Raw genomic sequence first — 22,910 nt, 5'->3', positions numbered from 1 at the left:
AACCAGAACGTCACGTTCAACAGCCTGACCACGACTGGCACCAGCACGGATGTCGGCGATGTCGCGGTGACCGCCACCAACGGGTTCGTGCTGGCACAGACGGTTCTGGCGGGCGGGACGGCGACGCGGGGGTCGGTCGCGGCCAACGGTTCGGCCTCGCTGAGCGCGGGCACGACCAACACCGGCAGGACGCTGACCGCCGCCACCGGCTCCGGCTCGATCACCGGCACAGGCCTCGTGAACTGGAGCACGCTCGACGTTGGAGCCTCTCTCGCGATGACCTCGAGCGGCAGCAGCATCACGCTCGACACGGCCCATAGCGGCGGCAGCCTGACCTTGCAGGCCCGGCAGAACGTGACGTTCGACCAGCTCAGCACCGACGGCACCCCGAGCGATGCCGGCGCCGTCAGCATCATCGCCGCCACCGGCATGCTGGCGGGTGGATCGATCAATGCCCATGGATCCGCCAACCTGATCGCGGCGACCTCCAATACCGGCCACAACCTGACGACCGTGACCGGTGCGGCGTCCTTGCAGGGCCAGGTGGTCCAGTGGAACAACCTCAATATTGGCGGCAGCCTCGCCATCGCGGCGGCGACGGGCGGGATCACGCTCGGCACCGCCATCAGCGGTGGCACGCAGACGCTCAATGCGGCGAGCGACATCGCGTTCAATCAGCTCACCACCAACGGAGTCCCGGGCGACGCCGGCGACATCAATCTGCGCTCCGCCAACGGCTCGATCCTGGGCGGGTCGATGTCGGCGAATGGCGACGTGCACTTGAACACCGGTACATCACTGTTGCTCGACCATTTGCGCGGCAACAGAATCGCGCTGTCCGCGCCCGGCGATATCACCATCAGATCCGTCAGCGTGGTGAAGGAGCTCGACCTCGCGGCTGACACGATCAACGTCAGGGGCGAGCAGATCCGCTCGAACCCGCCGATCCCGCTGATCATGAACGTCACCGGCTATAACGGCGGCACCGCGACCTCGGCCAACATCTCGATCGATCCGATCAGCGTCGTCATCAACCAGTTCAGGGTGGTTGACGCGAACTTCTGGACCGATGCCCAGGCCGTCGCGATCCTGAACGGCTATGTGCCGGGCCAGCTCATGCTCACGACCGCCACCGAGCAGGTGCTGCTGAACAACCGTTCGCCGGCGCCGTCCAACTGGCCGACGCTCCAGCTCTACCAGCCGGGCGGCGTGTTCACGATGAGCCAGGTCGGCAACGCCAATGTCAGCAATGCCTATGTGGTGTTCTACACCGGCGACATCTCGGCGACCGTCACCAACTACGGGCCGACCCACACCTGCTGCAACGACTTCACCGGCGCCAGCGCGATGCGCAACATCTCCGTCGACGGCGAGGGCAACGAGAATATCGAGACCTGGCTCGCGAAGAAGGACGGCGGGACGTTCTACCTGCTCGGTCTCTCCGGACAGGCGCGTCTCGATGCGCTGCTGACGCCGCGGCCGGTCGAGACCATCGGGTCCGGTCCCGCCGTCAATATCGAGGGATTGAGCGACATGCGTAAGCTCCGCCGTCAGGGGCAGCGCGCGGGTCGTACCGGCTGGAAGGATGCGGCGGTTGAGAGGGCAAAGCCGGCGGTTGGCCGTCTCGCGCAGGCATGGTAACAGGATTCGGGATGCGGATTCTGGGGGCAGCGTTGGCGGTTGGCGTGGCAGCGTCCTGCATCGCTTCCGCGCGCGCGCAGGTGCCCTCGATCAATCCCGGCGTGATCCAGAACGACGTCGACCGGCAGCGCCGCCAGCTTGAGCAGCAGAGCGCGCCGCCAAAGCTCAGCGGGCCGGCGGTGATCGGCGGCGAGCGGGAGAAGTCCCAGCTGTTGAAGCCGGGCGGGCCGAAATTCCGCCTGCGCAAGGTGGAGTTCGACGCGTCCAAGTTCATCACGCCTGCGGAGCTCGACGAGATCGCGAAGAAATATGTCGGCAAGAATGTCGACATCGCGGCGCTGTTGCAGCTCGTCGCCGATATCAATGCCGTCTACACCGCGCGCGGCATCGTCACGGGCATCGCGACGTTGCCCGATCAGGATGCCAAGGGCGGGGTGGTCAAGATCAAGCTGACCGAAGGCCGGCTCCAGAAGACGACCATCGAGGGCAACGAGCAGACTCGCACCGACTACATTCTTCAGCGCGTCAAGGAGCCGGAAGGCGAGGTCCTCGACGTTCCGAAACTCAATCGCGACGTGATCTGGTTCAACCGCACCAACGATGTGCAGATCAAGGCGCTGCTCCAGCCCGGCACGAGCTTCGGCCTGACCGACCTCCAGTTCGCGGTGATCGAGCCGCCGGTCGACACCTGGCAGCTCTTCGTCGACAACCAGGGCGTGGAGAACACCGGCCGCTGGGAAGGCGGCACGTTCTACAAGCGCCACGGCCTGTTCGGCGTCGACGACCGCCTGACCTTCTACGGCGTCCGCTCCGACGGCAATCTCAACGGCAACGCCGCTTACAGCATTCCGGTCAATCCTTGGGGCGGCCGCGTCGGCGTCAGCTACACCGAAGGCAAGATCAAGATCATCCAGGGACCGTTCGTCGCGCTCGACGTCACCGGACGCTCCAGCCAGGCCGCCGTCAATTTCAGTCAGCCGGTCTGGGTGACGCAGGACTGGCTGGTGCTGCTCAACGGCGCGGTGACCGAGGGCAAGACGGTGAGCCGCTTCGCCACGATTGCCGTCACCGATGATCATTACGACAAGGCCACGGCCGGCGCCTCGGTGACCAATTCCGGCAACAGCTATTCGATCACGGTCTCGCCGGCGGTGAACTACATCGAATGGCAGGACCACGTGCTCGGCAACAACCGCACGTTCAACACCTATACCGGCTCGCTGATCGCGACCAGTGCGGCGGGACCGGCGAATTTCAGCACCAACGTGCTTGCGAGCTGGCAGTACACGCAGGAGAAGCTGCTGCCGGGCGACCAGATCTTCTCGATCGGCGGCCCGACCACCGTGCGCGGCTATCCCTCCAACTCGGCGTCCGGCGACAGCGGCTATTATTTCAACGCCGAGCTGCACTACAACTGGTCGCAATGGCTCAAGGGCTTCGACACCTACATCTTCACCGACTGGGGTGCGGTTTATTCGACATTCCCCGGCGTCACCGAACTCGGCTCGGTCGGCGTCGGTTTCTCCTGGACCTACGCGCCATTCATGACGTTCGAGGCAAATTACGCGACGCCGTTGAAGATGGCCGTCTCGACCCAGCACCATTATGAGGCCTATGGCCGCGTTATTTTCCGGCCGTTGTTGATGTTCCAGAAGCAGGAAAGCGCCGCGCCTGTGGCGGCGGTTGCCGGCAAGAGCAAGTCGTAGCGAGAGGTTGCTTCCTCTCCGTCATGGCCGGGCTTGTCCCGGCCATCCACGTTCTTCGGTGCCGAAACCAAGGCGTGGATGCCCGGGACAAGCCCGGGCATGACGAGCTTGGGGCGCGACCGATCGCCGACGAAAGGCGATCGGCTGCTCAGCGCCGCAGCGTGAACTCCTCTGCCCCCCGCCGGTGCTCCCACTTCGCCTGCTCCAGCTCGGGCTGGTCGCATTCGGTCTCGGGATAGCCGATGCAGAGATAGGCGATGAATTTCCAGGTATCAGGCACGTCGAGAATGGTGTGGATGCGATCCGGATGCAGGATCGACACCCAGCCGAGCCCGATGCCCTCGGCGCGCGCGCCGAGCCACATCGCGGTGATCGCGGCGACGACTGAATATTCCGTCGTCTCCGGCATCGTCGCGCGGCCGAGGCCGTGCCCGATGTCGCTGGCCTTGTCCGCGAACACGGCGAGGTGGCCGGGGGCCTGTTCGAGGCCCGACAGTTTCAGCGTCGCATAGCGCGCCGCGCGCTCGCCGGAGTAGCAATCCAGCGCATCGGCGTTGCACGTCCTGAAGTCGTCGATCACGGCGCGGCGGCGTGCGACGTCATCGACGGTGACGAAGCGCCAGGGCTGACTCAGGCCGACGGAGGGCGAGAGGCAGGCGGTTTCGATCAGGCGTTCCACCGCGCCGTCCGGCAGCGGATCGGAGCGAAAGCGGCGCACGTCACGGCGCCACACGAACAGCTCGCGCAGATGTTGGCGGAAGGTGTCGTCGAACTCGACCATGGGGTCAGTGTCCCATCTGGAAAGCCGCGGCAACGAGCAGGATCACGATCTCGCCGGTCTGCTCGAAGGCGCCGAGGATGTCGCCGGTCTGCCCGCCGATCTGGCGAATGGCAAGCCGTGCCAGGATCCAGCCGGCAAGCGACAGCAGGATCAGGCCGACGAGGGCTTTGCCCGGTCCAAGTGCGAGGGTGAGCGCGAGAGTTCCAACGGCAAAGGCGATGGCGACGCTGCGGCCCGGCGGCGATCCGGCGCTTGCCGACAGACCGTCAGGCCGCGCCGGCGGTACCAGCGACATGAAGGCCGGCACGCCCGCGCGGGCGGCGCAATGCGCAGCGCACAGCGCCAGCGTCACCAGCCACGGATTGGCGATCGCCGCGAGCGCGCTCCAGCGCAGGCCGAATGACAGGATCAGCGCGCAGACGCCATAGGTCCCGATCCGGCTGTCGCGCATGATCTCCAGCTTGCGCTCGCGCGTCCGGCCGCCGCCGAGCCCGTCGGCGGTATCGGCAAGGCCGTCCTCGTGCAGCGCGCCGGTGATGAGGGCGGTCGTGGCCAGTGCGAGCAGGGCGGCAAGGTTCGGCGTCAGTCCGAGCCGGCTGGAGATCTTGTAGACAAAGGCGCCTGCAAGTCCGACCAGCAGGCCGGCGACCGGCAGCGCCCAGGTCGCGCGCGCGATGGCGCCGTCGGCCGCGGGCTTTGACGATCCGACGGGCAGGAGCGTGACGAACGACGCCGCGATCCTGAGATCGGCGATGACATCCCGGATCGTCTCTGCGCCCGGCATCATTTCAGCTTCATCGGCAGTCCGGCGACCACGAACTCGACTTCGTCGGCAACGCCGGCGAACGTCTGGTTCATGATTCCGGCAGCATCGCGATAGGCGCGCGCCAGCGCGTTGTCGGGCACGATGCCGAGGCCGACCTCATTGGTGACCATGATGACGGGACTGCGCAAGCGAGGGAGAACCTCGGCGAGGTGCGTCACCTCGCGCGACCAGTCGCGCTCGGAATGCAGCAGGTTGGACAGCCAGAGCGTCAGGCAATCGACCAGTCTCGCGCCGCCGCCCTCGGTTTCGACCAGGGCCTGCACCAGGTCGAGCGGCACCTCGCGCTCGATCCAGTCGGCTCCGCGTCGCGCGCGATGCTTTGCGATGCGATCCTCCATTTCGGCGTCGAGCGCCTCGGCCGTGGCAATATAGACGGGCCGCCCGGGAAAGGCCTGCGTGCGCGTCTCCGCGCGCCGGCTCTTGCCCGATCGCGCTCCGCCCGTGATCAAGATGACGGCCATAAGAGTCTCCTGTCGGCCAGCACTAATCACCAAACGGGGCCAAAGACAAAGCCGAAATCAGTCGGGCAGGGGCTTGCGCTCGGCCGGAGCTTTGCGCAACAGGGGCGGAGCGAGACGGAGATTTGCGTGGGCTTTGCGGGTGGGATGGCGGTTGCGATGGCGGTGGATGCCCTGTTGGGCTGGCCGGCGCCGCTGTTCGCGCGGATCGGCCATCCCGTGACCTGGCTCGGCCGGCTGATTACGACGGTCGACACCGTCTGGAATCGGCCGTCAGATCCGCCGGCGTTCCGCCGCGCCGCGGGCGTTGCCGGCGCGCTCGTGGTGATTGCAGTCTCTGCCGCTCTCGGCTGGGTCCTTCAGTCCGTGCTCGCGCTGGGCTGGATCCAATTCGTGCTGGTGGGCATCCTGGCGTGGCCGCTGGTCGCGCTACGCTCGCTCGATGATCACGTGGCCGCCGTTGCAAGCCCCTTGCAGGCTGGCGACATCGCCGGCGCACGCGAGGCAGTCTCGCGCATCGTCGGCCGCGATCCCGCGACGCTCGATGAAGCCGGCATCGCGCGCGCGGCGATCGAGAGTCTTGCGGAAAACGCCTCCGACGGCATCGTGGCGCCCGTGTTCTGGGGCGCGCTGTTCGGCCTGCCCGGCATCTTCGGCTACAAGGCCATCAACACGCTGGACTCCATGATCGGCCATCGCAGCGAGCGACACGAAGCCTTTGGCTGGGCGGCGGCGCGGATCGACGATGTCGCCAACTTCATTCCGGCGCGCCTGACCGGTTTCCTCTTTGTGCTGCTGGCGCCGCGCCGGGCGGAGGCATTGTCGTGCATGACGCGCGATGCGCGCCGGCATCGCTCGCCCAATGCCGGCTGGCCGGAAGCGGCGATGGCCGGCGCGCTCGGCGTGCGGCTCAGCGGTCCCCGGATCTACCACGGCAGCATCACCAACGAGCCCTGGCTCAACGAAGGCGCGCGCGATCCGCTCGCCGCCGATATCACGCTAGGTTTGACCGTCTACCGCCGCGCCATGCTGCTGCTCGCAGGCCTCCTTGCGATCCTCAGCTTCGCGTGAAAGAACAGGACATGCGCGAGCACGGTGGAAATCTCGATCTGGCCCGGCAGCGTTTTGGCGGGCGCGCCGAGGACTGGATCGATCTCTCGACGGGGATCAACCGGCTGCCTTATCCGGCGGGCGAGGTGAGCATGCGCGCGTGGAGCGCGCTGCCGTCGCGGGCGGAGATCGATGCCTTGCATCAGGCGGCGCAGCACGCCTACCGCACCAGCGCGGCGCTCGTTGCGATGGGCGGGGCGCAAGCCGCCATTCAATTGCTGCCGCAACTTGGGCCGCGCGGCCACGCCCGCATCCTTGCGCCGACCTACAACGAATATTCCGGGGTCCTGTCGGCTGCGGGCTGGGACGTCCAGGAGGTCGCGGATCTTGACGCGCTGGCGGACGCGGACCTCGCCATCGTCGTCAATCCCAACAACCCCGATGGCCGATGCCATACGCCGAAGGACTTGCTGGCACTGCTGCCGCGCGTCGGCCGTCTCGTCATCGACGAGAGCTTTGCAGATGCCGTTCCGCAGCTGTCGCTTGCGCCGGAAGCGGATCGAACGGGGCTGCTGATCCTGCGGTCCTTCGGGAAGTTTTATGGTCTGGCTGGCCTGCGGCTCGGGTTTGCGATCGGTGGTGCGGGCGACATCGCAGGGATCGCCGCGATGTCGGGGCCATGGGCGGTCTCGGGGGCGGCGATCGCGATCGGCTGCCGCGCATTGCGCGACGATGCCTGGGCGAAATCCACCTCGGCGCGGCTTGTGCGCGACTGTGTTCGCCTCGACGACATGGCGCAAGTAAAGGACTGGACGCTCGTCGGCGGCACGCCGCTGTTTCGTCTCTACGAGACGCCAGATGCACTTGCAGCGCAGGAACAGCTCGCCCGCGGCCAGATCTGGTCGCGCGTCTTCGGGCAAAAGCCGACATGGCTGCGGCTCGGGCTTCCCGGCAGCGAAGCCGAATGGACGCGCCTTGCCGAGGTCCTAGCGCGCTAGCGAAAGCAGGCCTTCGACGTCGAGATGCTTTTCGATGTGGTCGGCGAGCGCATCAAGCGCGCTCTCGACCCTGGCATGATAAGGCTCGTCGCCTGCGGGAATGTCGAGCTTGGCCAAGTACGCCTTGCGGAAATCATCCGACGTGAACAGGCCGTGCAAATAGCTGCCCTGCACACGGCTGTCGCTGGAGATCGCGCCTTCCGGCTCGCCATTCAATGTCGCGAACGGCCGCGTGCGATCCGGCCCGTCGGTGCGGCCGATGTGGATTTCGTAGGCCTCGATCGGTTGATCCGTGGCGGCGTGCACGGCCGCAACACGCGTCAGCGTCTTCTGCGGGCTCATCACCGTCTCGACATCCAGAAGTCCGAGGCCCGGCGTGTCGCCGGCAGGGCCTTCGATGCCATCAGGATCGGCGACACTGCGTCCGAGCATCTGATAGCCGCCGCAGAGGCCGAGGATGTGGCCGCCGCGGCGATAATGCGCCAGCAGATCAATGTCCCAGCCCTGCGCGCGCAGGAAGGCGAGGTCGCCGCGGGTCGATTTGGAGCCGGGGATGATGACGAGCCTCACGTCGCCGGGAATCGCTTCACCCGGACGGACCATCACGAGATCGACGCCGGGTTCGAGCTTGAGCGGATCGAGATCGTCGAAATTGGCGATCCGTGACAGCGCGAGGCAGGCGATCTTGCATTGGCCCGGCTTTCGCGCGTCGCTGAGGCCCAGCGCGTCCTCGGCCGGCAGCTCGCCGGCGCGCGCAAACCAGGGCAGCACGCCAAAGCCGCGCCAGGACGTCTTCTGCTCGATCAGCTTGTAGCCGTCATCGAACAGCGTGGGATCGCCGCGAAACTTGTTGATGACAAAACCCCGGATCATCGCGGCATCGTCGGGGTCGATCACCGTCTTGATGCCGACGAGCTGGGCGATGACGCCGCCCCGGTCGATATCGCCGATCAGAACGACGGGAACGTCGGCCTTGCGCGCAAAGCCCATATTGGCGATGTCGGCCTTGCGCAGGTTCACCTCGGCGGGACTGCCGGCGCCTTCGACCAGCACGAGATCGGCCCGCGCCTTCAGCCGCTCGAAGCTCTCCAGCACGGAGCCCATCAGCTGTGGCTTCATCGCCGCATAGTCACGCGCACGCGCAGTTGCGATGCGCTTGCCATGCACGATGACCTGCGCTCCGACATCGGTCTCCGGCTTCAGAAGCACCGGATTCATGTCGGTGTGTGGCTCGACGCCGGCGGCGAGGGCTTGCAGGGCTTGTGCGCGGCCGATCTCGCCGCCATCGACGGTCACGGCCGCATTGTTCGACATGTTCTGCGGCTTGAAGGGAAGCACGCGCAGGCCGCGCCGCGTGAAGGCGCGCGCGAGACCGGCGACGATGAGCGACTTGCCCACGTCCGAGCCGGCCCCCTGGATCATCAATGCGCGCGCCATCGCGTGTGTCTTCAGAACTCGACGCCGGCCTGCGCCTTGATGCCGGAGCGGAACGGATGTTTCACCAGCGTCATCTCGGTGACGAGGTCGGCGATCTCGATCAGCTCGTCCTTGGCGTTACGCCCGGTGAGCACGACATGCGTCATCGCAGGCTTTTGCGTCGTCAGGAATTCTACGACCTCCGCGATGTCGAGGTAGTCGTAGCGCAGCGCGATGTTGATCTCGTCGAGCACGACCATGCGCAGGTTCGAATCGAGGATCAGCTCCTTCGCCTTCTCCCAGCCGGCGCGTGCGGCGGCGATGTCGCGGGCGCGGTCCTGCGTCTCCCAGGTGAAACCTTCGCCCATCGCATGGAACTGGCAGAGATCGCCGAAATGTCCCGTGAGCAGGCGGCGCTCGCCGGTGTCCCAGGCGCCCTTGATGAACTGCACCACCGCGCAGGGGAAGCCATGGGCGACGCAGCGCACGATCATGCCGAAGGCCGAGGACGACTTGCCCTTGCCGGCGCCGGTGTGGACGATGATGAGGCCTTTTTCGCCGCTCTTGGTGGCCATGATCTTGTCGCGGGCGACCTTGATCTTCGCCATTTTCGCGGCGTGCTTGGCGTCGGTTTCGTCGGCCGTCTGGGTATCCGGTTCAGGCGTCATCTGACGGGGTCCTTCGGCTTGACAAGAGGCGGCCGGGGGCAAATGGTGGCCCGGCGTTGGTTCCTGTCCTATGACAGGCGAAGAGGGAATGCGATAGGGTCCGAATCGGCAAGATTTGGGTCCAAAATGCAGCCGCCCCCGCGACCGTGACCGGAGAGATGCCCGAGGCCACTGACCCCTAACGGGAGCGGGAAGGCGGGGATCGAAGGGCAAAACCCTGCTCCGCAAGCCGGGAGACCTGCCAGCGCGGACGATTTTTGGACCGGCGGACGGGGTGTTCCGCGACGGGGAAACGGACCCTCGCAAGATCGGTTCGTGGGCCTCTTCGCCTCCCGCTGTTTACTCTGGAAGGGGCGATGACCGTCACACTTCACGTCTGCATTACCTGCCGCGCCGGCGAGACGCTTGGCGAGGGCGAAGTCACGCCGGGCAAGCGCCTTCACGGTGCGATCCTGGAGGCCGGCGTGCCCGAAGGTGTCAATGTGGTTCCCGTCGAATGCCTGTCGGCCTGTAACCAGGGCTGCTCGGTCGCGCTGAGCGCACCCGGCCGCTGGTCCTATGTCTATGGCCGTCTGTCGGATGCCAACGCGCGCGACGTGATCGCGGGCGCCGCGGCCTATGCGGCCGCGCCCGACGGCCTCGTGCCGTGGCGCAGCCGCCCCGAGATCTTCCGCAAGCAGTCGCTTGCCCGCATTCCCCCCATTGCCGTCGTGCCGGAGGCCGCCGAATGAATTCGCTCGCAAAAGTCCCTGTCACGGTGGTGACCGGCTTTCTCGGCTCCGGCAAGACGACGCTGATCCAGCATCTTCTCGCAAATCCCAACGGCAAGAGGCTCGCCGTGCTCGTCAACGAGTTCGGCAGCGAGGGCGTCGACGGCCAGATCCTGAAGTCCTGCGCCGATGCCAATTGCCCGGAGGAAAACATCGTCGAGCTCGCCAATGGCTGCATCTGCTGCACCGTTGCCGACGATTTCATCCCGACCATGGAGCTGTTGCTGGCGCGGCCCGTAAGACCCGATCACATCCTGATCGAGACCTCGGGCCTCGCGCTGCCCAAGCCGCTGCTCAAGGCGTTCGACTGGCCGGAGATCCGCTCGCGCATCACCGTGGACGGCGTGATCGCGCTGGCCGATGCCGAGGCCGTCGCCGCCGGACGCTTTGCCCCGGATCCGGCCGCGGTGGAAGCGCAGCGCGCGGCGGACGAAAATCTCGATCACGAGACGCCGCTGTCGGAAGTGTTCGAGGACCAGATCGCCTGCGCCGACATCGTGCTGCTCACCAAGGCCGATCTCGCAGGTGCTGCGGGGATCGAAGCGGCCAAGGCTGCCATCACCGCCGAGATGCCGCGCCGCGTGCCGATGCTCCCCATTACTGATGGTGCGATCGACGCCCGCGTCATCCTCGGCCTCGGCGCCGCCGCCGAGAATGATCTCGCCGCGCGCCCGTCGCATCACGACGGCGAAGAGGAGCATGAGCACGACGATTTCGCTTCCGTCGTGATCGACCTTCCGGAGGTGGCGGATATCGATGCGCTGGTCGCCTCGGTTCAGCGCCTGTCGCGCGAGCAGAACGTGCTGCGCGTCAAGGGCTACATCGCGGTCGCGGGCAAGCCGATGCGCCTGCTGCTCCAAGCCGTCGGCGAGCGCGTGCGTCACCAGTTCGACAAGCCCTGGGGCGCGATCGCGCGGCAGTCAAAGCTCATCGTGATCGGCGAGCACGGCGATATCGACGAGGCCGCGATAAGAGCGGGACTTGGTCTTTCAGGAACTGGCATCTGATGCACGTCGTCTTCCGCGAGAGCCGCGGTCTCGAGGAGACCGCGACGCCAAGGGACATCGGCCAGGACCCGGCCGATCTCGTGGTGCTCTCGTACTCGGATTCCGATCTGGCCGCGTTCGCGGCCGGCTGGCGGCGAGGCCGCGACAGCCTGCCGTCGCTGCGGCTCGCCAATCTCGCGGAACTGCGTCATCCGTTGTCGATCGACACCTACATCGAGCGCACGCTGGCCCAGGCACGCGGCATTCTGGTCCGCTTGATCGGCGGTGAGTCCTATTGGCCCTACGGCCTCGCGGCTCTCCAGCAACTTGCGAAGGCGCGCGGTATCGTGCTCGCGGTGCTGCCGGCCGATGGCCGCGACGACACACGGCTCGATGCATACTCGACTCTGCCGGTCTCGACGCTGCGCCGGTTGAAGGTGCTCTGCGACACCGGTGGTCCGGTCGCGGCGCAAGCGGCGATCGCGCAGCTTGCGTTGGCTTCGGGACTCTATGCCGGTCCGGTCGTCGGCGAGATGACCGTGCCCGAGATGGGCTTCTATGATCCCGCGCGCGGCGTCATCGTGGCGATACCGGACGGCGAGGGCAGGCCGCGCGCGCTGGTGACGTTTTATCGCTCGTACCTCACCGCCGCGGACACCGGCCCGGTCGACGCCCTGATTGCCACGCTGCGCGAGAAGGGGTTTGACGCGTACGGCGTATTCGTCACCTCGCTGAAGGCCGCGGGCGTTGCGGACTGGCTGCGGGCGCACCTGGCGCAAGATCCTCCGGCCGCCATCGTCAATGCGACCGCGTTCTCCGCGGTCGGCGACGATGGCACGACACCGTTCGATGCTGCATCGTGTCCCGTGTTCCAGGTCGCGCTCTCCACGGCGCGGCGCGAGGACTGGGCGGAATCGCTGCGCGGCCTGTCGCCCGGCGACCTTGCGATGCATGTGGTGCTGCCCGAGGTCGACGGTCGCCTGTTCGCGGGCGTGGTGAGTTTCAAGTCGGCAGCGGAACGTGATCCCGATTTGCAGTTTTCGCACCTTGCGCATCGGGCTGATGAGCAATGCGTGAAGGCCGTTGCCGCACGTATCGCAGCCTGGCAGAAGCTCGCGGTGAAGCCGGCCGGCGAGAAGCGGCTGGCGATCGTGCTGTCGAACTATCCGGGCCGCCCGCACCAGATCGCGCACGCGGTGGGTCTCGACGCGTTGGCCTCGGTCGAAGCCTTGGTATCAGATCTCGCGGAGACTGGCTTCTATCTCGCGCCGGTTCATGCGCTCGGCGAGACGCTGCTGAGGCAGCAACTCACCTGGAGCCTCGCCGACTATCGCGCGGCGCTCTCGCGCCTTCCGCAGCCCTTGCAGGATGATCTCGCGCAAGCCTGGGGCGCGCCTGAGAGCGATCCGGGCTGCCGCGACGGCGCATTCCGCTTCGCCGCGATCCAGTGCGGCAAGTCGATCATCGCGGTTCAGCCGGAACGCGGCGATGCAACCACGCGCGACGCCGACTATCACGATCTCGCCCGCACGCCACGCCATGCCTATGTCGCCTTCTATCTCTGGCTCCGCGAGCAAGCCATTGACGCTGTCGTGCACATGGGCGCGCATGGCACGCTGGAATGGCTGCCCGGAAAATCCGTGGCGCTGTCGTCTAGCTGCTGGCCGGAAGCCCTGATCGGCGATCTGCCTGTCATCTATCCCTTCATCGTCAACGACCCCGGCGAGGCCGCGCAGGCCAAGCGGCGCATCGGCGCCGTCACCATTGGCCATCTGCCGCCGCCGCTGGCAAGCTCGACCGTGCCGGAAGGCTTGCGCCGGCTTGAACAGCTCCTCGACGAATATTCGACAGCCGATGGTCTCGATCCCGCACGCCGCCAGCGTCTGATCGCCGCAATTCGCGACGAGGCGCGCGCGGCCGGACTGGAGGACGATCTCGGTCTCGATGCATCGGCAGCACCAGCCGAGGCGATCCCGCGGATCGATCGCTTTGTCTGCGATCTCAAGGAAAGCCAGTTCGGCGACGGCCTGCACGTATTCGGCCGCGGCGCCTGCGGCGAAGCGGAGCGGGACGCGTTGCGTGCCGCACTCGCGGGGAAGCGCATTGCACCGGGGCCGTCAGGGTCGCCCTATCGCGGGCGTCAGGATGTGCTGCCGACGGGACGCAATCTCTTCGCCGTCGATCCGCGCGCCGTGCCGACGCCGTCGGCGCATGCGCAAGGCATCAAGCTCGCGGAAGAGCTGCTTCGCCGCCACTTGCAGGATCACGGCGACTGGCCGAAGGGCCTCGTGATCGATCTCTGGGGCTCGGCGACGATGCGCACCGCCGGCGAGGAATTCGCGATGGCACTGCATCTGGCGGGGCTTGCACCGCGCTGGGATCACGCCTCCGGCCGCGTGACCGGCTATGACATCATCGCGCCGGCCGAGCTTGGCCGTCCCCGCATCGACGTCACGCTGCGGCTGTCGGGCCTGTTCCGCGATGTCTTCTCCGGCCTCGCCCAGTTGTTCGAGGCGGCGGCTGAGGCGCTCGCCGCGCGCGAGGAGGAGGGCGACGAGAATCCGTATCGCCACCGTGCGTCCCGCGTGTTCGCGCCGCGCCCCGGGCAATACGGTGTCGGCCTCTCGGCGATCCCTGATGCCTTCACGCCTGAGACGCGCGATGCAGCGGGCGAAGCCTGGCTGTCGGCGTCGTCCTGGGCATTCTCCGCTGACGGCGCGATCAAGCCCGATCGCGCCGGCATCGAACAGCGGCTCGCGTCGGCGGATGCTTTCGTTCATGTCCAGGACTTGCCGGAAACGGATCTTCTGCTCGCCGCCGACTATGCCGCGCATGAAGCCGGCGTTGCGGCGGCCGCCGCACATCTCGGCGCGATTGCGCCGTCGCTCTATCATCTCGACGCGACGCGTCCCGAGCAGCCGCATGCGCGGACGCTGACGGAGGAAATCTCACGCGTGGTCCGCGCGCGCGCGGCCAATCCGGCCTGGATCGCCGGCATGATGCGCCATGGTTTTCGCGGCGCCGCCGAGATCACCGCAACACTCGAGCACATGGCCGCCTTCGCCCATCTGGCCGGCGCCGTGCCGCCGCATCTGTTCGATCTCTATTACGATGCGACGCTCGGCAATGCCGATGTGCGCGCCTTCATGGCGAACGAAAATCCGGCGGCGCTCGCCGCGATGGAAACATGTTTCACCCGTCTGCATGAGGCCTCACTCTGGCGAACGCGTCGCAATTCGATCGCCGCAGCGTTGCGGGAGGCGTCATGAGCGCGGCCATGGTCAAGGGCTGGTGCCCCGGCGCGCTACGGCCGATGCAATCGGGCGACGGGCTCGTGGTCCGCGTGCGCCCGTTCGGCGGCCGGCTCGATGCGGCGCAGATCTCGGGACTGGCGCATCTGGCCGAACGCCATGGCAACGGCCTGATCGATGTTACCAGCCGCGCCAATCTCCAGATCAGAGGCGTCAGCGAAAGCAGCCACCGGCTGCTGCTCGACGGTCTTTCGCAACTGGCACTGCTCGATCCCGACGCCGACACCGAATCCCGGCGCAACATTCTGGTGACGCCGTTCTGGCGCGCGGGCGACGAGACCCAGGCGCTCGCCGCCGAGCTCGAGGAGGCGCTCGAGAACAGCGCGCTCGCGCTTCCGACGAAATTCGGCTTTGCCATCGATGACGGCACGTCGCGCGTGCTTGCCGGCGATTCCGCGGATGTGCGGATCGAGCGGGATCGCGCCGGCGGACTGCTGGTGCGGGCCAATGGCGCCAGCCTCGGCCGTTCCGTTGGACGCGGCGAGGCTGTGACCGCCGCGCTCGCGCTCGCAAATTGGTTCGTGACATCAGGCGGTGCCAGGGGCGGGCGAGGGCGGATGGCGACGCATCTTGCCGCTGGCGCGGCCCTGCCTGGCGCGTTGCGCGGCGAGGCCGAGCCGGTGCCGATCATGGCCGCGGCGCGCCCCGGCCTTTATCCGCAGGGCGCGATGGTCGGCGTCGCCTTCGGGCAGATGCCGCATGCGACGCTCAGCCAGTTCGCCGGCTGCGGACATGCGCTGCGCTTGACGCCGTGGCGGATGGTTCTGAGCGAAGGCAAGCGGACGATGCCGTCCACGGCCGGTCTCATCACCGAGGCCTACGATCCGGCGCTGCGCGTCATCGCCTGTAGCGGCGCGCCGCGCTGCCGCGAGGCGCATGCCGATACCCGCGCGCTGGCGGCAGCGCTAGCGCCGAACATCGGTGCGGCCGCACGGCTTCACGTGTCCGGCTGTGCCAAGGGCTGCGCTCATTCCGGTGCGGCCGCGATTACGCTGGTCGCGACCGGCGCCGGCTTCGATCTCGTGCGCGGCGGTTCGACGCGCGACGAGCCCATCCTGCGCGGCTTGAACCGCGACGATATCGTCGGCAATCCCTCCATCCTGATGGGAGGGCATTGATGCCGCATGTCTACGAGACCGACGGCGCGGCGATCTACCGGCAATCCTTTGCGACCATCCGCGCCGAGGCCGATCTTGCCCGTTTCACGCCCGATGAGGAACAGGTCGTCGTGCGGATGATCCATGCCGCCGGCATGGTTGGCCTGGAAGCGCATATCCGCTTCACATCAGGCATGGCGACCGCCGCGCGCGCGGCGTTGCAGAAGGGGGCGCCGATCCTCTGCGATGCGCGCATGGTCTCCGAGGGAATTACGCGCGCGCGACTTCCCGCGGCCAATGCCGTCATCTGCACGCTGGGCGATGCCGCCGTCCCGGCGCTGGCGCAATCCATGCGCAACACGCGTTCGGCCGCGGCGCTTGAGCTGTGGCGGCCGCATCTGGGTGGCGCGATCGTCGCGATCGGCAACGCGCCGACCGCGCTGTTTCATCTCCTCAACATGCTGGAGGACCGCGACTGCCCGCGGCCGGCGGCGATCATCGGCTGTCCGGTCGGCTTCGTCGGCGCCGCCGAATCCAAGGCGGCGCTGATGGCCGATCCGCCGGTCCCGGCGCTGACGGTCGAGGGCCGTCTCGGCGGTTCCGCGATCACCGTTGCGGCCGTGAACGCGCTGGCGAGCCGGAGCGAATAGAATGGGACGCATCATCTGCTGCGGTCTCGGCCCCGGTGATCCCGATATGATGAGCGTACGCGCCGATCGCACCGTGCGCGGCGCACAGCACGTGGCCTATTTCCGCAAGAAGGGCCGGCTGGGCCAGGCGCGCCGTATCGTCGAGGGCATGCTCGCCGGCGGCGTCACCGAATATCCCATGGAATACCCGGTTACGACCGAGATTGCTTTCGACAGCGCCGAATATGTCCAGCTGCTCGCGAGCTTCTACGACGAATGGGCCGAGCGCCTGGCGCGGCTGGCGCGCGCGGTCGACGTGGTCGTGCTCTGCGAAGGCGATCCCTATTTCTACGGCTCCTTCATGCATCTGCACACGCGCCTGCAGGGACGCGTCGAGATCGACGTGATCGCCGGCATTCCCGGCATGGTCGGATGCTGGAATGCCGTGGGACAGCCGATCGCGCTCGGCGACGACGTGACGACGGTGCTGATGGGCACCTTGGCCGAGGACGAGCTCGAACGGCGCATGCGCGATTCCGATGCGCTGGTCGTCATGAAGACCGGCCGCAATCTTGCGAAAGTGCGCCGCGCGCTCGCTTCCGCCGGCCGGCTCGACGATGCCTGGCTGGTCGAGCGCGGCACCATGCCGGGCGAGCGCGTCGCGCGGCTCGCCGAGATCGATGCCGCCGACTGCCCCTATTTCGCGATCGTGCTCGTGCACGGCAAGGGCCGGCATCTGGACGCCGCCGAATGACGGGCACGCTGACCATCGCCGGCCTCGGACCGGGCAGTGACGCGCTGGTGACGCCCGAGGTCTCCGCCGCACTGGCCTCCGCGACGGATATTCTGGGCTACGCGCCCTATGTCGCGCGCGTGCCGCCGCGGCCGGGGCTCACGCTGCATCCATCCGACAACCGCGAGGAACTGCAACGCGCGCACGAGGCGTTGCGACTGGCCGCCGAAGGCGGGCAGGTCGTCGTCGTCTCCTCCGGCGATCCCGGCGTGTTCGCGATGGCGTCGGCCGTGTTCGAGGCGCTCGAACTGGCGCCGCAATATCGCGAACTCCCGATCCGCGTGCTGCCCGGCATCACTGCGATGCTGGCGGCGGCCGCGCGAGCCGGCGCGCCGCTCGGCCATGATTTCTGCGCGATCAATCTCTCCGACAATCTCAAGCCATGGGCGCTGATCGAGAAGCGCCTGCGGCTGGCTGCGGACGCCGATTTTGCCATCGCGCTATACAATCCGCGCTCGGCGAGCCGGCCGGAAGGATTTGGCCGCGCGCTCGCGGTGCTGAAGGATGCCGGCTGCGGCGAGCGGCTCGTGATCTTTGCGCGCGCGGTCAGCGCATCCGATGAGAAGATCGAGACCGTCACGCTCAACGCGGCGCGGCCCGAGATGGCCGACATGCGCACGCTGGTGATCGTCGGCAACTCGCAGACGCGCCGTGTCGGCCGCTGGGTCTATGCGCCGAGGCAGGTGCGATGACCGAGCCACTGCATGATCTCGGCCACCCTCTCGACCCGCTGGCGCCCGGGCAACTCCGGCCGCGCGATCATGATCACGGGCAGGCCGAGCGTGCGGGCCGCGTCGATCTTGGCGCGTGCGCCATCGCCACCGGAATTGCGGGCGACGATCGACATGATGCCGCGCGTGCGCAGCATGTTCAGCTCGCCATCGAGTGTGAACGGTCCGCGCGACACGATCACGTCAGCCGGGAAGGGCAGCGGCGCTTCGGGTGGATCGACGAAGCGCAGCGTGTAGGCGTGCTGCGGCTTGGCCGCGAACGGCGCGATGTGCTGGCGGCCGATGGCAAGAAAGACTTTTGCCGGCAAGTCGGGCAAAGCGGCGACCGCTGCATTGACGTCGGCGACCTCGATCCAGTTGTCACCGGGCGCCTTGGCCCAGGTGGTGCGCTCGAGCGCGATCAACGGCGTGCCCGTTTCCGCGCACGCCTCGACGGCGTTGCGGCTCATCTCGGCGGCAAAGGGATGCGTCGCGTCGATCACATGCGTGATGCCTTCGCGGCGCATGTAGTCGGCGAGCCCGCTCACGCCGCCGAAGCCGCCGATACGGGTCGGCAGCGGCTGCTCGGCAGGCGCACGGGTGCGGCCGCCATAGGAATAGACGGCATCAAGCCCGGCGCGCGCGATCTCCGCCGCAAGCTGGCTCGCATCGCTCGTTCCGCCCAGAATGAGGGCGCGTGTCATGGCTGATCCCTGGCTGACCATCATCGGTATCGGCGAAGATGGCCTTGCCGGGCTGTCCGAGGCAAGCCGAAAGGCGCTGCGTGAAGCCGAAACCGTCTTCGGCGGCGAGCGGCACCTCGCGCTCGCGGGCGTGACCGGGCGCGGCCATCCGTGGCCGGTGCCGTTCGATGCGGAGGTCGTGCTCGGCTGCCGCGGCCGGCCGACGGTGGTGCTCGCCTCCGGTGATCCGTTCTGGCACGGCGCCGGCGCAAGCCTTGCCGAGAAGCTCGAGGCGGGCGAGTGGGTCGCACATTCGGCGCCGTCGACATTCTCGCTTGTCGCCGCGCGGCTCGGCTGGCGCCTCGAAGCCGTTGCCTGTCTCGGTCTGCATGCTGCGCCCTTCGAGCGCCTCGTGCCACACCTTGCACCTGGCGCGCGCATCATTTGCCTCGTGCGAGATGGCAATGCCGCGGGAGACCTCGCAAAGTGGCTGAGCGAGCGCGGATGGGGCGCCTCGGCATTCTGGACGCTCGTCGCGCTGGGCGGACCGCGCGAAAGCATTGCGGAACATCGTGCCGATGGCGTTGCCGGCGATCTCGCCGGAAACCTGGTCGCGGTGGCCGTGGAGGCGAGGGGAGCGCAGGGCATTCCCCACAGCGCAGGACTTTCAGACGATCTCTTTGCCCATGACGGCCAGATCACCAAGCGGCCGGTACGAGCGCTCGCGATTTCGGCGCTGGCACCGCGCCCGGGCGAACGGTTGTGGGACATCGGCGCCGGCTCGGGTTCGATCTCGGTCGAGTGGGTGCTCTGCGGCGGGACAGCGACGGCGATCGAGATGCGCGAGGATCGTGCCGCGAATATCCGCAGCAATGCGTCGGCGTTCGGATTGGCGCATCGGATCGCTGTTGTCACGGGCCGTGCGCCCGAAGCTCTCGCTGGGCTGGACGCGCCGGATGCCGTCTTCATTGGCGGTGGTCTCGATAGCGCGATGTTCGACGTCATATGGCCACTCCTTGCGCCGGGCACACGGCTCGTTGCGCATGCGGTGACGCTGGAGACGGAAGCGCTGCTGAGCGAACTGCACCAGCGCCACGGCGGCGAGTTGATGCGGGTCGAGATCGCCCACGCCGGCCCGCTCGGCCGCTACCGATCCTGGGAGGCGGCGCGTCCCGTGGTGCAGTGGAGCGCGGTGCGATGAAGGTCGCCGGGCTCGGATTCAGGCAGGATGTCACCCTGGCCTCGTTGCGTGAGGCACTGCTGGCGGCCGGCGGCGCTGAAGGCCTTACGGCAGTGGCGACCGTCAGCGACAAGGCTGACGCGGAGGCGCTGAAGCAGCTCGCGCGCGAATGCGGCGTGCCGATCAAGGCGGTGCCGCCCGATGTGCTTGCCGGCATCGACACGCCGACGCAGTCAAAGCTCATCACGGAAAAATTCGGCACGGGATCGGTCGCCGAAGCCGCGGCCCTTGCCGCAGCTGGCCCTCGTGCGCGATTGATTGCGACCCGGGCGGTCTCGCAGGATCGCACCGCGACGGCTGCGATCGCGGAAGGAGACGGCGCATGACGGTGCATTTCATCGGCGCCGGGCCGGGCGCTCCCGATCTGCTGACGTTGCGCGGACGCGACCTGATCGCCGCCTGTCCGGTTTGCCTTTATGCCGGCTCGCTGGTGCCTGAGGGTGTGCTGGCGCATTGCCCGGCGGGCGCGCGCATCGTCAACACGGCACCGTTGTCGCTCGACGAGATCATCGCGGAGATCGCCGCCGCGCATGCCGACGGCAAGGACGTCGCACGCCTGCATTCCGGCGATCTCTCGATCTGGTCGGCGATGGGCGAGCAGCTTCGTCGTCTCCGTGCACTCGGCATTCCCTTCACCGTGACGCCCGGCGTTCCGTCCTTCTCCGCCGCCGCGGCAGCTCTCGAAGCGGAGCTGACTTTGCCGGGGCTCGCACAGACCGTCGTGCTGACGCGTACGCCAGGCCGCGCCAGCGCGATGCCCGAAGGCGAGAATCTCGCCGCCTTCGCCGCCACCGGCGCGGTACTTGCCATCCACCTTTCGATCCATCTGCTCGACCGGGTGATTGCGGAGCTCCTGCCTCACTACGGCGCGGACTGCCCGGTCGCCGTGGTCTGGCGCGCGAGCTGGCCGGACCAACGCATCGTCCGCGCCACGCTTGCGACGCTCGATGCGGCTGTCGGCAGTGAGATGGAGCGCACCGCGCTCATTCTGGTTGGCAAGACATTGGGCTCGGCTGATTTCGACGAGAGCCGTCTCTATGCCGCCGACTACGATCGCCGCTATCGGCCGGTCGGCGCCGAGCCGCGCTTTCCGGAGGCCTCCTGATGCCGGCAGGGCTCGTCATCTCCGCGCCTGCCTCCGGTGTCGGCAAGACAACGCTGACGCTGGCGCTCGCGCGCGCCTGGCGCAATCGCGGATTGAACGTGCAGTGCTTCAAGAGCGGGCCCGATTATATCGATCCCGCCTTCCACGCCGCCGCTACGGGCCGCGCCTCCGTCAATGTCGATAGCTGGGCGATGGATCGCGCGACGATCAGCCATCTCGTCGGCCGTGGCGCGGACGCTGACATTGTCCTCGCAGAAGGTTCGATGGGTCTGTTCGACGGCGTCGCCGCGCGTGGCGTCTCGGGTACCGGCGCCACCGCCGACATTGCGGAGATGCTGGGCTGGCCGGTGCTGCTGGTGATCGATCCTTCGGGACAGGCGCAGACCGCGGCGGCGATCGCCGCGGGTCTCCGCGACTACCGCCCTGGCGTGCACCTTGCCGGCGTCGTGCTCAACCGGGTCGCCAGCCAGCGCCATGAAGACCTCGTACGGCGTGCGCTTAACGACGCCGGCATCGCCGTGTTCGGCGCGCTGCCGCGCCATGCCGAGATCAACCTGCCGAAGCGGCATCTCGGCCTGGTGCAGGCCGAGGAGCAGGCCGAGATCGGCAAGCTGATCGACGAGGCTGCGCGCTTCGTCGCCGAGCATGTCGATCTCGATGCGGTGCTGCGATCGGCAGCCAGCTGGTCGCCGCAATCCGCGGCGAACGGTCTGAACGTGACGCCTCCCGGGCAGCGCATTGCACTTGCCCGCGATGCCGCGTTCTCCTTCGTCTACCCGCATATGCTGGAAGCCTGGCGCGCGGCGGGCGCCGACATCTCGACCTTCTCGCCGCTTGCCGATGAAGCGCCCGATGCGAGCGCCGATGTCTGCTGGCTGCCCGGCGGCTATCCCGAGCTTCATGCCGGGAAGATCGCGGCCAACGCGCGCTTTCGCAGCGGCTTGCGCGCCTTCGCCGAGACACGACCGGTGCACGGTGAATGCGGAGGCTATATGGTGCTGGGAACCGCTTTGACCGACGCCGACGGTGTCTGCCATGAGATGGCGGGCCTGCTCGGCCTGGAGACCAGCTTTGCCAAGCGCCGCATGCATCTGGGCTATCGTCTCGCCGAACTCGCCGCGCCGATGCCGGGACATCGCGCCGGCGCACGCCTGCGCGGCCATGAGTTCCACTATTCGACCATCCTTGCCCAGCCCGACACGCCGCTCGCGGTCGTGCACGATGCGACCGGTGCGGTCATCGCCGAGACCGGTTCGCGCCGGGGCAATACCACCGGCACGTTCTTCCATCTGATCGCGGAGGACCGGTGAGCGGTTTTGTCTCCTTCATCTCCGCCGGTCCCGGCGACCCCGAGCTTCTCACGCTCAGGGGTGCCGCCCGGCTGCGCGAGGCCGATGTCGTGCTCTTTGACGACCTCGCCTCGGGCGCGATCCTCGACCTCGCCCGTCCCGGCGCCAATCTCGTTGCGGTCGGGAAGCGGGCCGGGCGGCCCTCGACCAAGCAGCATCACGTCAACCGCCTGCTGGTCGACTACGCCGCGACTGGCGCGCGCGTGGTGCGGTTGAAGTCCGGCGATGCCGGCATCTTTGGCCGGCTCGAGGAGGAGCTCGAAACGCTGCGCGAAGCCGGCATCGGCTATGAGATCGTTCCCGGCGTCACTTCGGCCTGCGTGGCGGCTGCGCAAGCCGGCATACCCCTGACCCGGCGCCACACCTCGCGCCGGGTGCAGTTCGTGACCGGGGCCGACGTCACCGGAGAGTTGCCGCAAAACCTGAACTGGGCGGCGCTGGCCGACCCGGAGGCGACGACCGTGGTCTATATGGGCCGCCGCACCTTTCCGGCCCTTGCCGCAAAGTTGATCGCGCACGGCCTCGCGCCGACCACCCCGGCGCTGTTCGCCGAATCCCTCGGCCGGCCCGACGAGCGGCTGGTCCGCACCACCATTGTCGAGCTTGCCGAGCAGCTTGCGCGGGGCGGGGCGGCTTCGACGGCCGCCGTGATCCTGTTCGGCGCACTGGCGGGAGAATACCCGTCATGATGGT

General features: G+C 67.7%; 22 protein-coding genes and 1 riboswitch. Of the genes, 16 read left to right on the top strand and 6 right to left on the bottom strand.

The features are described from left to right. Together A3M7_RS50155 and A3M7_RS0140590 are read left to right on the top strand one after the other, a co-directional pair. On the top strand, positions 1 to 1,641 hold a 1,641-nt coding region (locus tag A3M7_RS50155; RefSeq protein ID WP_027549032.1), incomplete at its 5' end, for a hypothetical protein. Positions 1,642 to 1,652: 11 nt separating this feature from the next. After that, positions 1,653 to 3,347: a ShlB/FhaC/HecB family hemolysin secretion/activation protein gene (locus A3M7_RS0140590; RefSeq protein WP_027549031.1), complete on the top strand. Its 1,695-nt coding sequence runs from the start codon at positions 1,653 to 1,655 to the stop codon at positions 3,345 to 3,347. A 148-nt stretch (positions 3,348 to 3,495) separates the two neighbouring features. Here the strand turns inward: A3M7_RS0140590 and bluB are convergent, their stop codons facing one another. Genes bluB through cobU form a run of 3 tightly spaced genes read right to left on the bottom strand, consistent with a single transcriptional unit; the run spans position 3,496 to position 5,415 of the window. Beyond that, complete coding sequence (gene bluB, locus A3M7_RS0140585) at positions 3,496 to 4,128, bottom strand: 5,6-dimethylbenzimidazole synthase (protein WP_027549030.1); 633 nt, start codon at positions 4,126 to 4,128, stop codon at positions 3,496 to 3,498. A gap of 4 nt (positions 4,129 to 4,132) precedes the next feature. Continuing rightward, entirely contained in the window at positions 4,133 to 4,915 is a 783-nt protein-coding gene (cobS, locus tag A3M7_RS0140580; protein WP_027549029.1) for an adenosylcobinamide-GDP ribazoletransferase, read from the bottom strand. Further along, positions 4,912 to 5,415, bottom strand: coding sequence for a bifunctional adenosylcobinamide kinase/adenosylcobinamide-phosphate guanylyltransferase (gene cobU, locus A3M7_RS0140575; protein WP_027549028.1), 504 nt, complete (start codon positions 5,413 to 5,415; stop codon positions 4,912 to 4,914). Before cobU ends, cobS begins: the two co-directional genes overlap by 4 nt. 126 nt (positions 5,416 to 5,541) lie before the next feature. Between cobU and cbiB the strand changes: the two genes are divergently transcribed. Beyond that, positions 5,542 to 6,483, top strand: coding sequence for an adenosylcobinamide-phosphate synthase CbiB (gene cbiB / locus A3M7_RS0140570; protein WP_027549027.1), 942 nt, complete (start codon positions 5,542 to 5,544; stop codon positions 6,481 to 6,483). 11 nt (positions 6,484 to 6,494) lie between these two features. Continuing rightward, positions 6,495 to 7,460 carry a threonine-phosphate decarboxylase CobD gene (gene cobD, locus A3M7_RS0140565; RefSeq protein ID WP_027549026.1) on the top strand — a complete coding sequence of 322 codons (966 nt, stop codon included), beginning with the start codon at positions 6,495 to 6,497 and terminating at the stop codon, positions 7,458 to 7,460. Here cobD and A3M7_RS0140560 read toward each other — a convergent pair. Continuing rightward, positions 7,449 to 8,897 carry a cobyric acid synthase gene (locus A3M7_RS0140560; protein ID WP_027549025.1) on the bottom strand — a complete coding sequence of 483 codons (1,449 nt, stop codon included), beginning with the start codon at positions 8,895 to 8,897 and terminating at the stop codon, positions 7,449 to 7,451. The two genes, cobD and A3M7_RS0140560, sit on opposite strands and share 12 nt — an antisense overlap. An 11-nt stretch (positions 8,898 to 8,908) precedes the next feature. Next, positions 8,909 to 9,544: a cob(I)yrinic acid a,c-diamide adenosyltransferase gene (gene cobO, locus A3M7_RS0140555; protein ID WP_027549024.1), complete on the bottom strand. Its 636-nt coding sequence runs from the start codon at positions 9,542 to 9,544 to the stop codon at positions 8,909 to 8,911. Positions 9,545 to 9,584: 40 nt separating this feature from the next. Continuing rightward, positions 9,585 to 9,805: riboswitch (cobalamin riboswitch) on the top strand. Between the two features lie 95 nt (positions 9,806 to 9,900). Between cobO and A3M7_RS0140550 the strand changes: the two genes are divergently transcribed. Genes A3M7_RS0140550 through cobJ form a run of 7 tightly spaced genes read left to right on the top strand, consistent with a single transcriptional unit; the run spans position 9,901 to position 17,822 of the window. Next, complete coding sequence (locus A3M7_RS0140550; protein ID WP_027549023.1) at positions 9,901 to 10,275, top strand: DUF1636 domain-containing protein; 375 nt, start codon at positions 9,901 to 9,903, stop codon at positions 10,273 to 10,275. After that, positions 10,272 to 11,321, top strand: coding sequence for a cobalamin biosynthesis protein CobW (gene cobW, locus A3M7_RS0140545; protein WP_027549022.1), 1,050 nt, complete (start codon positions 10,272 to 10,274; stop codon positions 11,319 to 11,321). The genes A3M7_RS0140550 and cobW overlap by 4 nt, the downstream gene beginning before the upstream one ends. Beyond that, entirely contained in the window at positions 11,321 to 14,569 is a 3,249-nt protein-coding gene (gene cobN, locus A3M7_RS0140540; protein WP_027549021.1) for a cobaltochelatase subunit CobN, read from the top strand. Before cobW ends, cobN begins: the two co-directional genes overlap by 1 nt. After that, positions 14,566 to 15,729, top strand: coding sequence for a precorrin-3B synthase (gene cobG / locus A3M7_RS0140535; protein WP_027549020.1), 1,164 nt, complete (start codon positions 14,566 to 14,568; stop codon positions 15,727 to 15,729). The genes cobN and cobG overlap by 4 nt, the downstream gene beginning before the upstream one ends. Next, positions 15,729 to 16,358 (top strand): precorrin-8X methylmutase, encoded by a 630-nt coding sequence (locus A3M7_RS0140530; protein WP_027549019.1) that lies wholly within the window; start codon positions 15,729 to 15,731, stop codon positions 16,356 to 16,358. Before cobG ends, A3M7_RS0140530 begins: the two co-directional genes overlap by 1 nt. A 1-nt stretch (position 16,359) precedes the next feature. Then, positions 16,360 to 17,091, top strand: coding sequence for a precorrin-2 C(20)-methyltransferase (locus A3M7_RS0140525; RefSeq protein ID WP_027549018.1), 732 nt, complete (start codon positions 16,360 to 16,362; stop codon positions 17,089 to 17,091). Continuing rightward, on the top strand, positions 17,088 to 17,822 hold the full coding sequence (gene cobJ / locus A3M7_RS0140520; protein WP_027549017.1) for a precorrin-3B C(17)-methyltransferase: 735 nt from the start codon (positions 17,088 to 17,090) through the stop codon (positions 17,820 to 17,822). Before A3M7_RS0140525 ends, cobJ begins: the two co-directional genes overlap by 4 nt. Here cobJ and A3M7_RS0140515 read toward each other — a convergent pair. Continuing rightward, positions 17,798 to 18,544 (bottom strand): cobalt-precorrin-6A reductase, encoded by a 747-nt coding sequence (locus A3M7_RS0140515; protein ID WP_027549016.1) that lies wholly within the window; start codon positions 18,542 to 18,544, stop codon positions 17,798 to 17,800. The two genes, cobJ and A3M7_RS0140515, sit on opposite strands and share 25 nt — an antisense overlap. Here A3M7_RS0140515 and A3M7_RS0140510 point away from each other — a divergent pair. Genes A3M7_RS0140510 through cobA form a run of 5 tightly spaced genes read left to right on the top strand, consistent with a single transcriptional unit; the run spans position 18,543 to position 22,906 of the window. Continuing rightward, positions 18,543 to 19,724 carry a bifunctional cobalt-precorrin-7 (C(5))-methyltransferase/cobalt-precorrin-6B (C(15))-methyltransferase gene (locus A3M7_RS0140510; RefSeq protein ID WP_027549015.1) on the top strand — a complete coding sequence of 394 codons (1,182 nt, stop codon included), beginning with the start codon at positions 18,543 to 18,545 and terminating at the stop codon, positions 19,722 to 19,724. The two genes, A3M7_RS0140515 and A3M7_RS0140510, sit on opposite strands and share 2 nt — an antisense overlap. After that, positions 19,721 to 20,089, top strand: coding sequence for a cobalamin biosynthesis protein (locus tag A3M7_RS0140505; RefSeq protein ID WP_027549014.1), 369 nt, complete (start codon positions 19,721 to 19,723; stop codon positions 20,087 to 20,089). The genes A3M7_RS0140510 and A3M7_RS0140505 overlap by 4 nt, the downstream gene beginning before the upstream one ends. Beyond that, complete coding sequence (cobM, locus tag A3M7_RS0140500; RefSeq protein ID WP_027549013.1) at positions 20,086 to 20,868, top strand: precorrin-4 C(11)-methyltransferase; 783 nt, start codon at positions 20,086 to 20,088, stop codon at positions 20,866 to 20,868. The genes A3M7_RS0140505 and cobM overlap by 4 nt, the downstream gene beginning before the upstream one ends. Further along, on the top strand, positions 20,868 to 22,178 hold the full coding sequence (locus A3M7_RS0140495) for a cobyrinate a,c-diamide synthase (RefSeq protein ID WP_027549012.1): 1,311 nt from the start codon (positions 20,868 to 20,870) through the stop codon (positions 22,176 to 22,178). Before cobM ends, A3M7_RS0140495 begins: the two co-directional genes overlap by 1 nt. Further along, positions 22,175 to 22,906 carry a uroporphyrinogen-III C-methyltransferase gene (cobA, locus tag A3M7_RS0140490; RefSeq protein ID WP_027549011.1) on the top strand — a complete coding sequence of 244 codons (732 nt, stop codon included), beginning with the start codon at positions 22,175 to 22,177 and terminating at the stop codon, positions 22,904 to 22,906. The genes A3M7_RS0140495 and cobA overlap by 4 nt, the downstream gene beginning before the upstream one ends. Positions 22,907 to 22,910: the final 4 nt, after the last annotated feature.

Source organism: Bradyrhizobium sp. WSM2254, assembly GCF_000472645.1.
Taxonomy (GTDB): Bacteria; Pseudomonadota; Alphaproteobacteria; order Rhizobiales; family Xanthobacteraceae; genus Bradyrhizobium; species Bradyrhizobium niftali.
The sequence above is the reverse complement of the archived record's forward strand: the minus strand, read 5'-3'. Positions and strand labels throughout refer to the sequence as shown.

What these genes read in the sequence shown, in the direction of transcription:
- A3M7_RS0140590 (WP_027549031.1), top strand. Translation starts at nt 1,653, where the DNA reads ATGCGGATTCTGGGGGCAGCGTTGGCGGTTGGCGTGGCAGCGTCCTGC.
- bluB (WP_027549030.1), bottom strand. Translation starts at nt 4,128, where the DNA reads ATGGTCGAGTTCGACGACACCTTCCGCCAACATCTGCGCGAGCTGTTC.
- cobS (WP_027549029.1), bottom strand. Translation starts at nt 4,915, where the DNA reads ATGATGCCGGGCGCAGAGACGATCCGGGATGTCATCGCCGATCTCAGG.
- cobU (WP_027549028.1), bottom strand. Translation starts at nt 5,415, where the DNA reads ATGGCCGTCATCTTGATCACGGGCGGAGCGCGATCGGGCAAGAGCCGG.
- cobD (WP_027549026.1), top strand. Translation starts at nt 6,495, where the DNA reads ATGCGCGAGCACGGTGGAAATCTCGATCTGGCCCGGCAGCGTTTTGGC.
- A3M7_RS0140560 (WP_027549025.1), bottom strand. Translation starts at nt 8,897, where the DNA reads ATGGCGCGCGCATTGATGATCCAGGGGGCCGGCTCGGACGTGGGCAAG.
- cobO (WP_027549024.1), bottom strand. Translation starts at nt 9,544, where the DNA reads ATGACGCCTGAACCGGATACCCAGACGGCCGACGAAACCGACGCCAAG.
- A3M7_RS0140550 (WP_027549023.1), top strand. Translation starts at nt 9,901, where the DNA reads ATGACCGTCACACTTCACGTCTGCATTACCTGCCGCGCCGGCGAGACG.
- cobW (WP_027549022.1), top strand. Translation starts at nt 10,272, where the DNA reads ATGAATTCGCTCGCAAAAGTCCCTGTCACGGTGGTGACCGGCTTTCTC.
- cobN (WP_027549021.1), top strand. Translation starts at nt 11,321, where the DNA reads ATGCACGTCGTCTTCCGCGAGAGCCGCGGTCTCGAGGAGACCGCGACG.
- cobG (WP_027549020.1), top strand. Translation starts at nt 14,566, where the DNA reads ATGAGCGCGGCCATGGTCAAGGGCTGGTGCCCCGGCGCGCTACGGCCG.
- A3M7_RS0140530 (WP_027549019.1), top strand. Translation starts at nt 15,729, where the DNA reads ATGCCGCATGTCTACGAGACCGACGGCGCGGCGATCTACCGGCAATCC.
- A3M7_RS0140525 (WP_027549018.1), top strand. Translation starts at nt 16,360, where the DNA reads ATGGGACGCATCATCTGCTGCGGTCTCGGCCCCGGTGATCCCGATATG.
- cobJ (WP_027549017.1), top strand. Translation starts at nt 17,088, where the DNA reads ATGACGGGCACGCTGACCATCGCCGGCCTCGGACCGGGCAGTGACGCG.
- A3M7_RS0140510 (WP_027549015.1), top strand. Translation starts at nt 18,543, where the DNA reads ATGGCTGATCCCTGGCTGACCATCATCGGTATCGGCGAAGATGGCCTT.
- A3M7_RS0140515 (WP_027549016.1), bottom strand. Translation starts at nt 18,544, where the DNA reads ATGACACGCGCCCTCATTCTGGGCGGAACGAGCGATGCGAGCCAGCTT.
- A3M7_RS0140505 (WP_027549014.1), top strand. Translation starts at nt 19,721, where the DNA reads ATGAAGGTCGCCGGGCTCGGATTCAGGCAGGATGTCACCCTGGCCTCG.
- cobM (WP_027549013.1), top strand. Translation starts at nt 20,086, where the DNA reads ATGACGGTGCATTTCATCGGCGCCGGGCCGGGCGCTCCCGATCTGCTG.
- A3M7_RS0140495 (WP_027549012.1), top strand. Translation starts at nt 20,868, where the DNA reads ATGCCGGCAGGGCTCGTCATCTCCGCGCCTGCCTCCGGTGTCGGCAAG.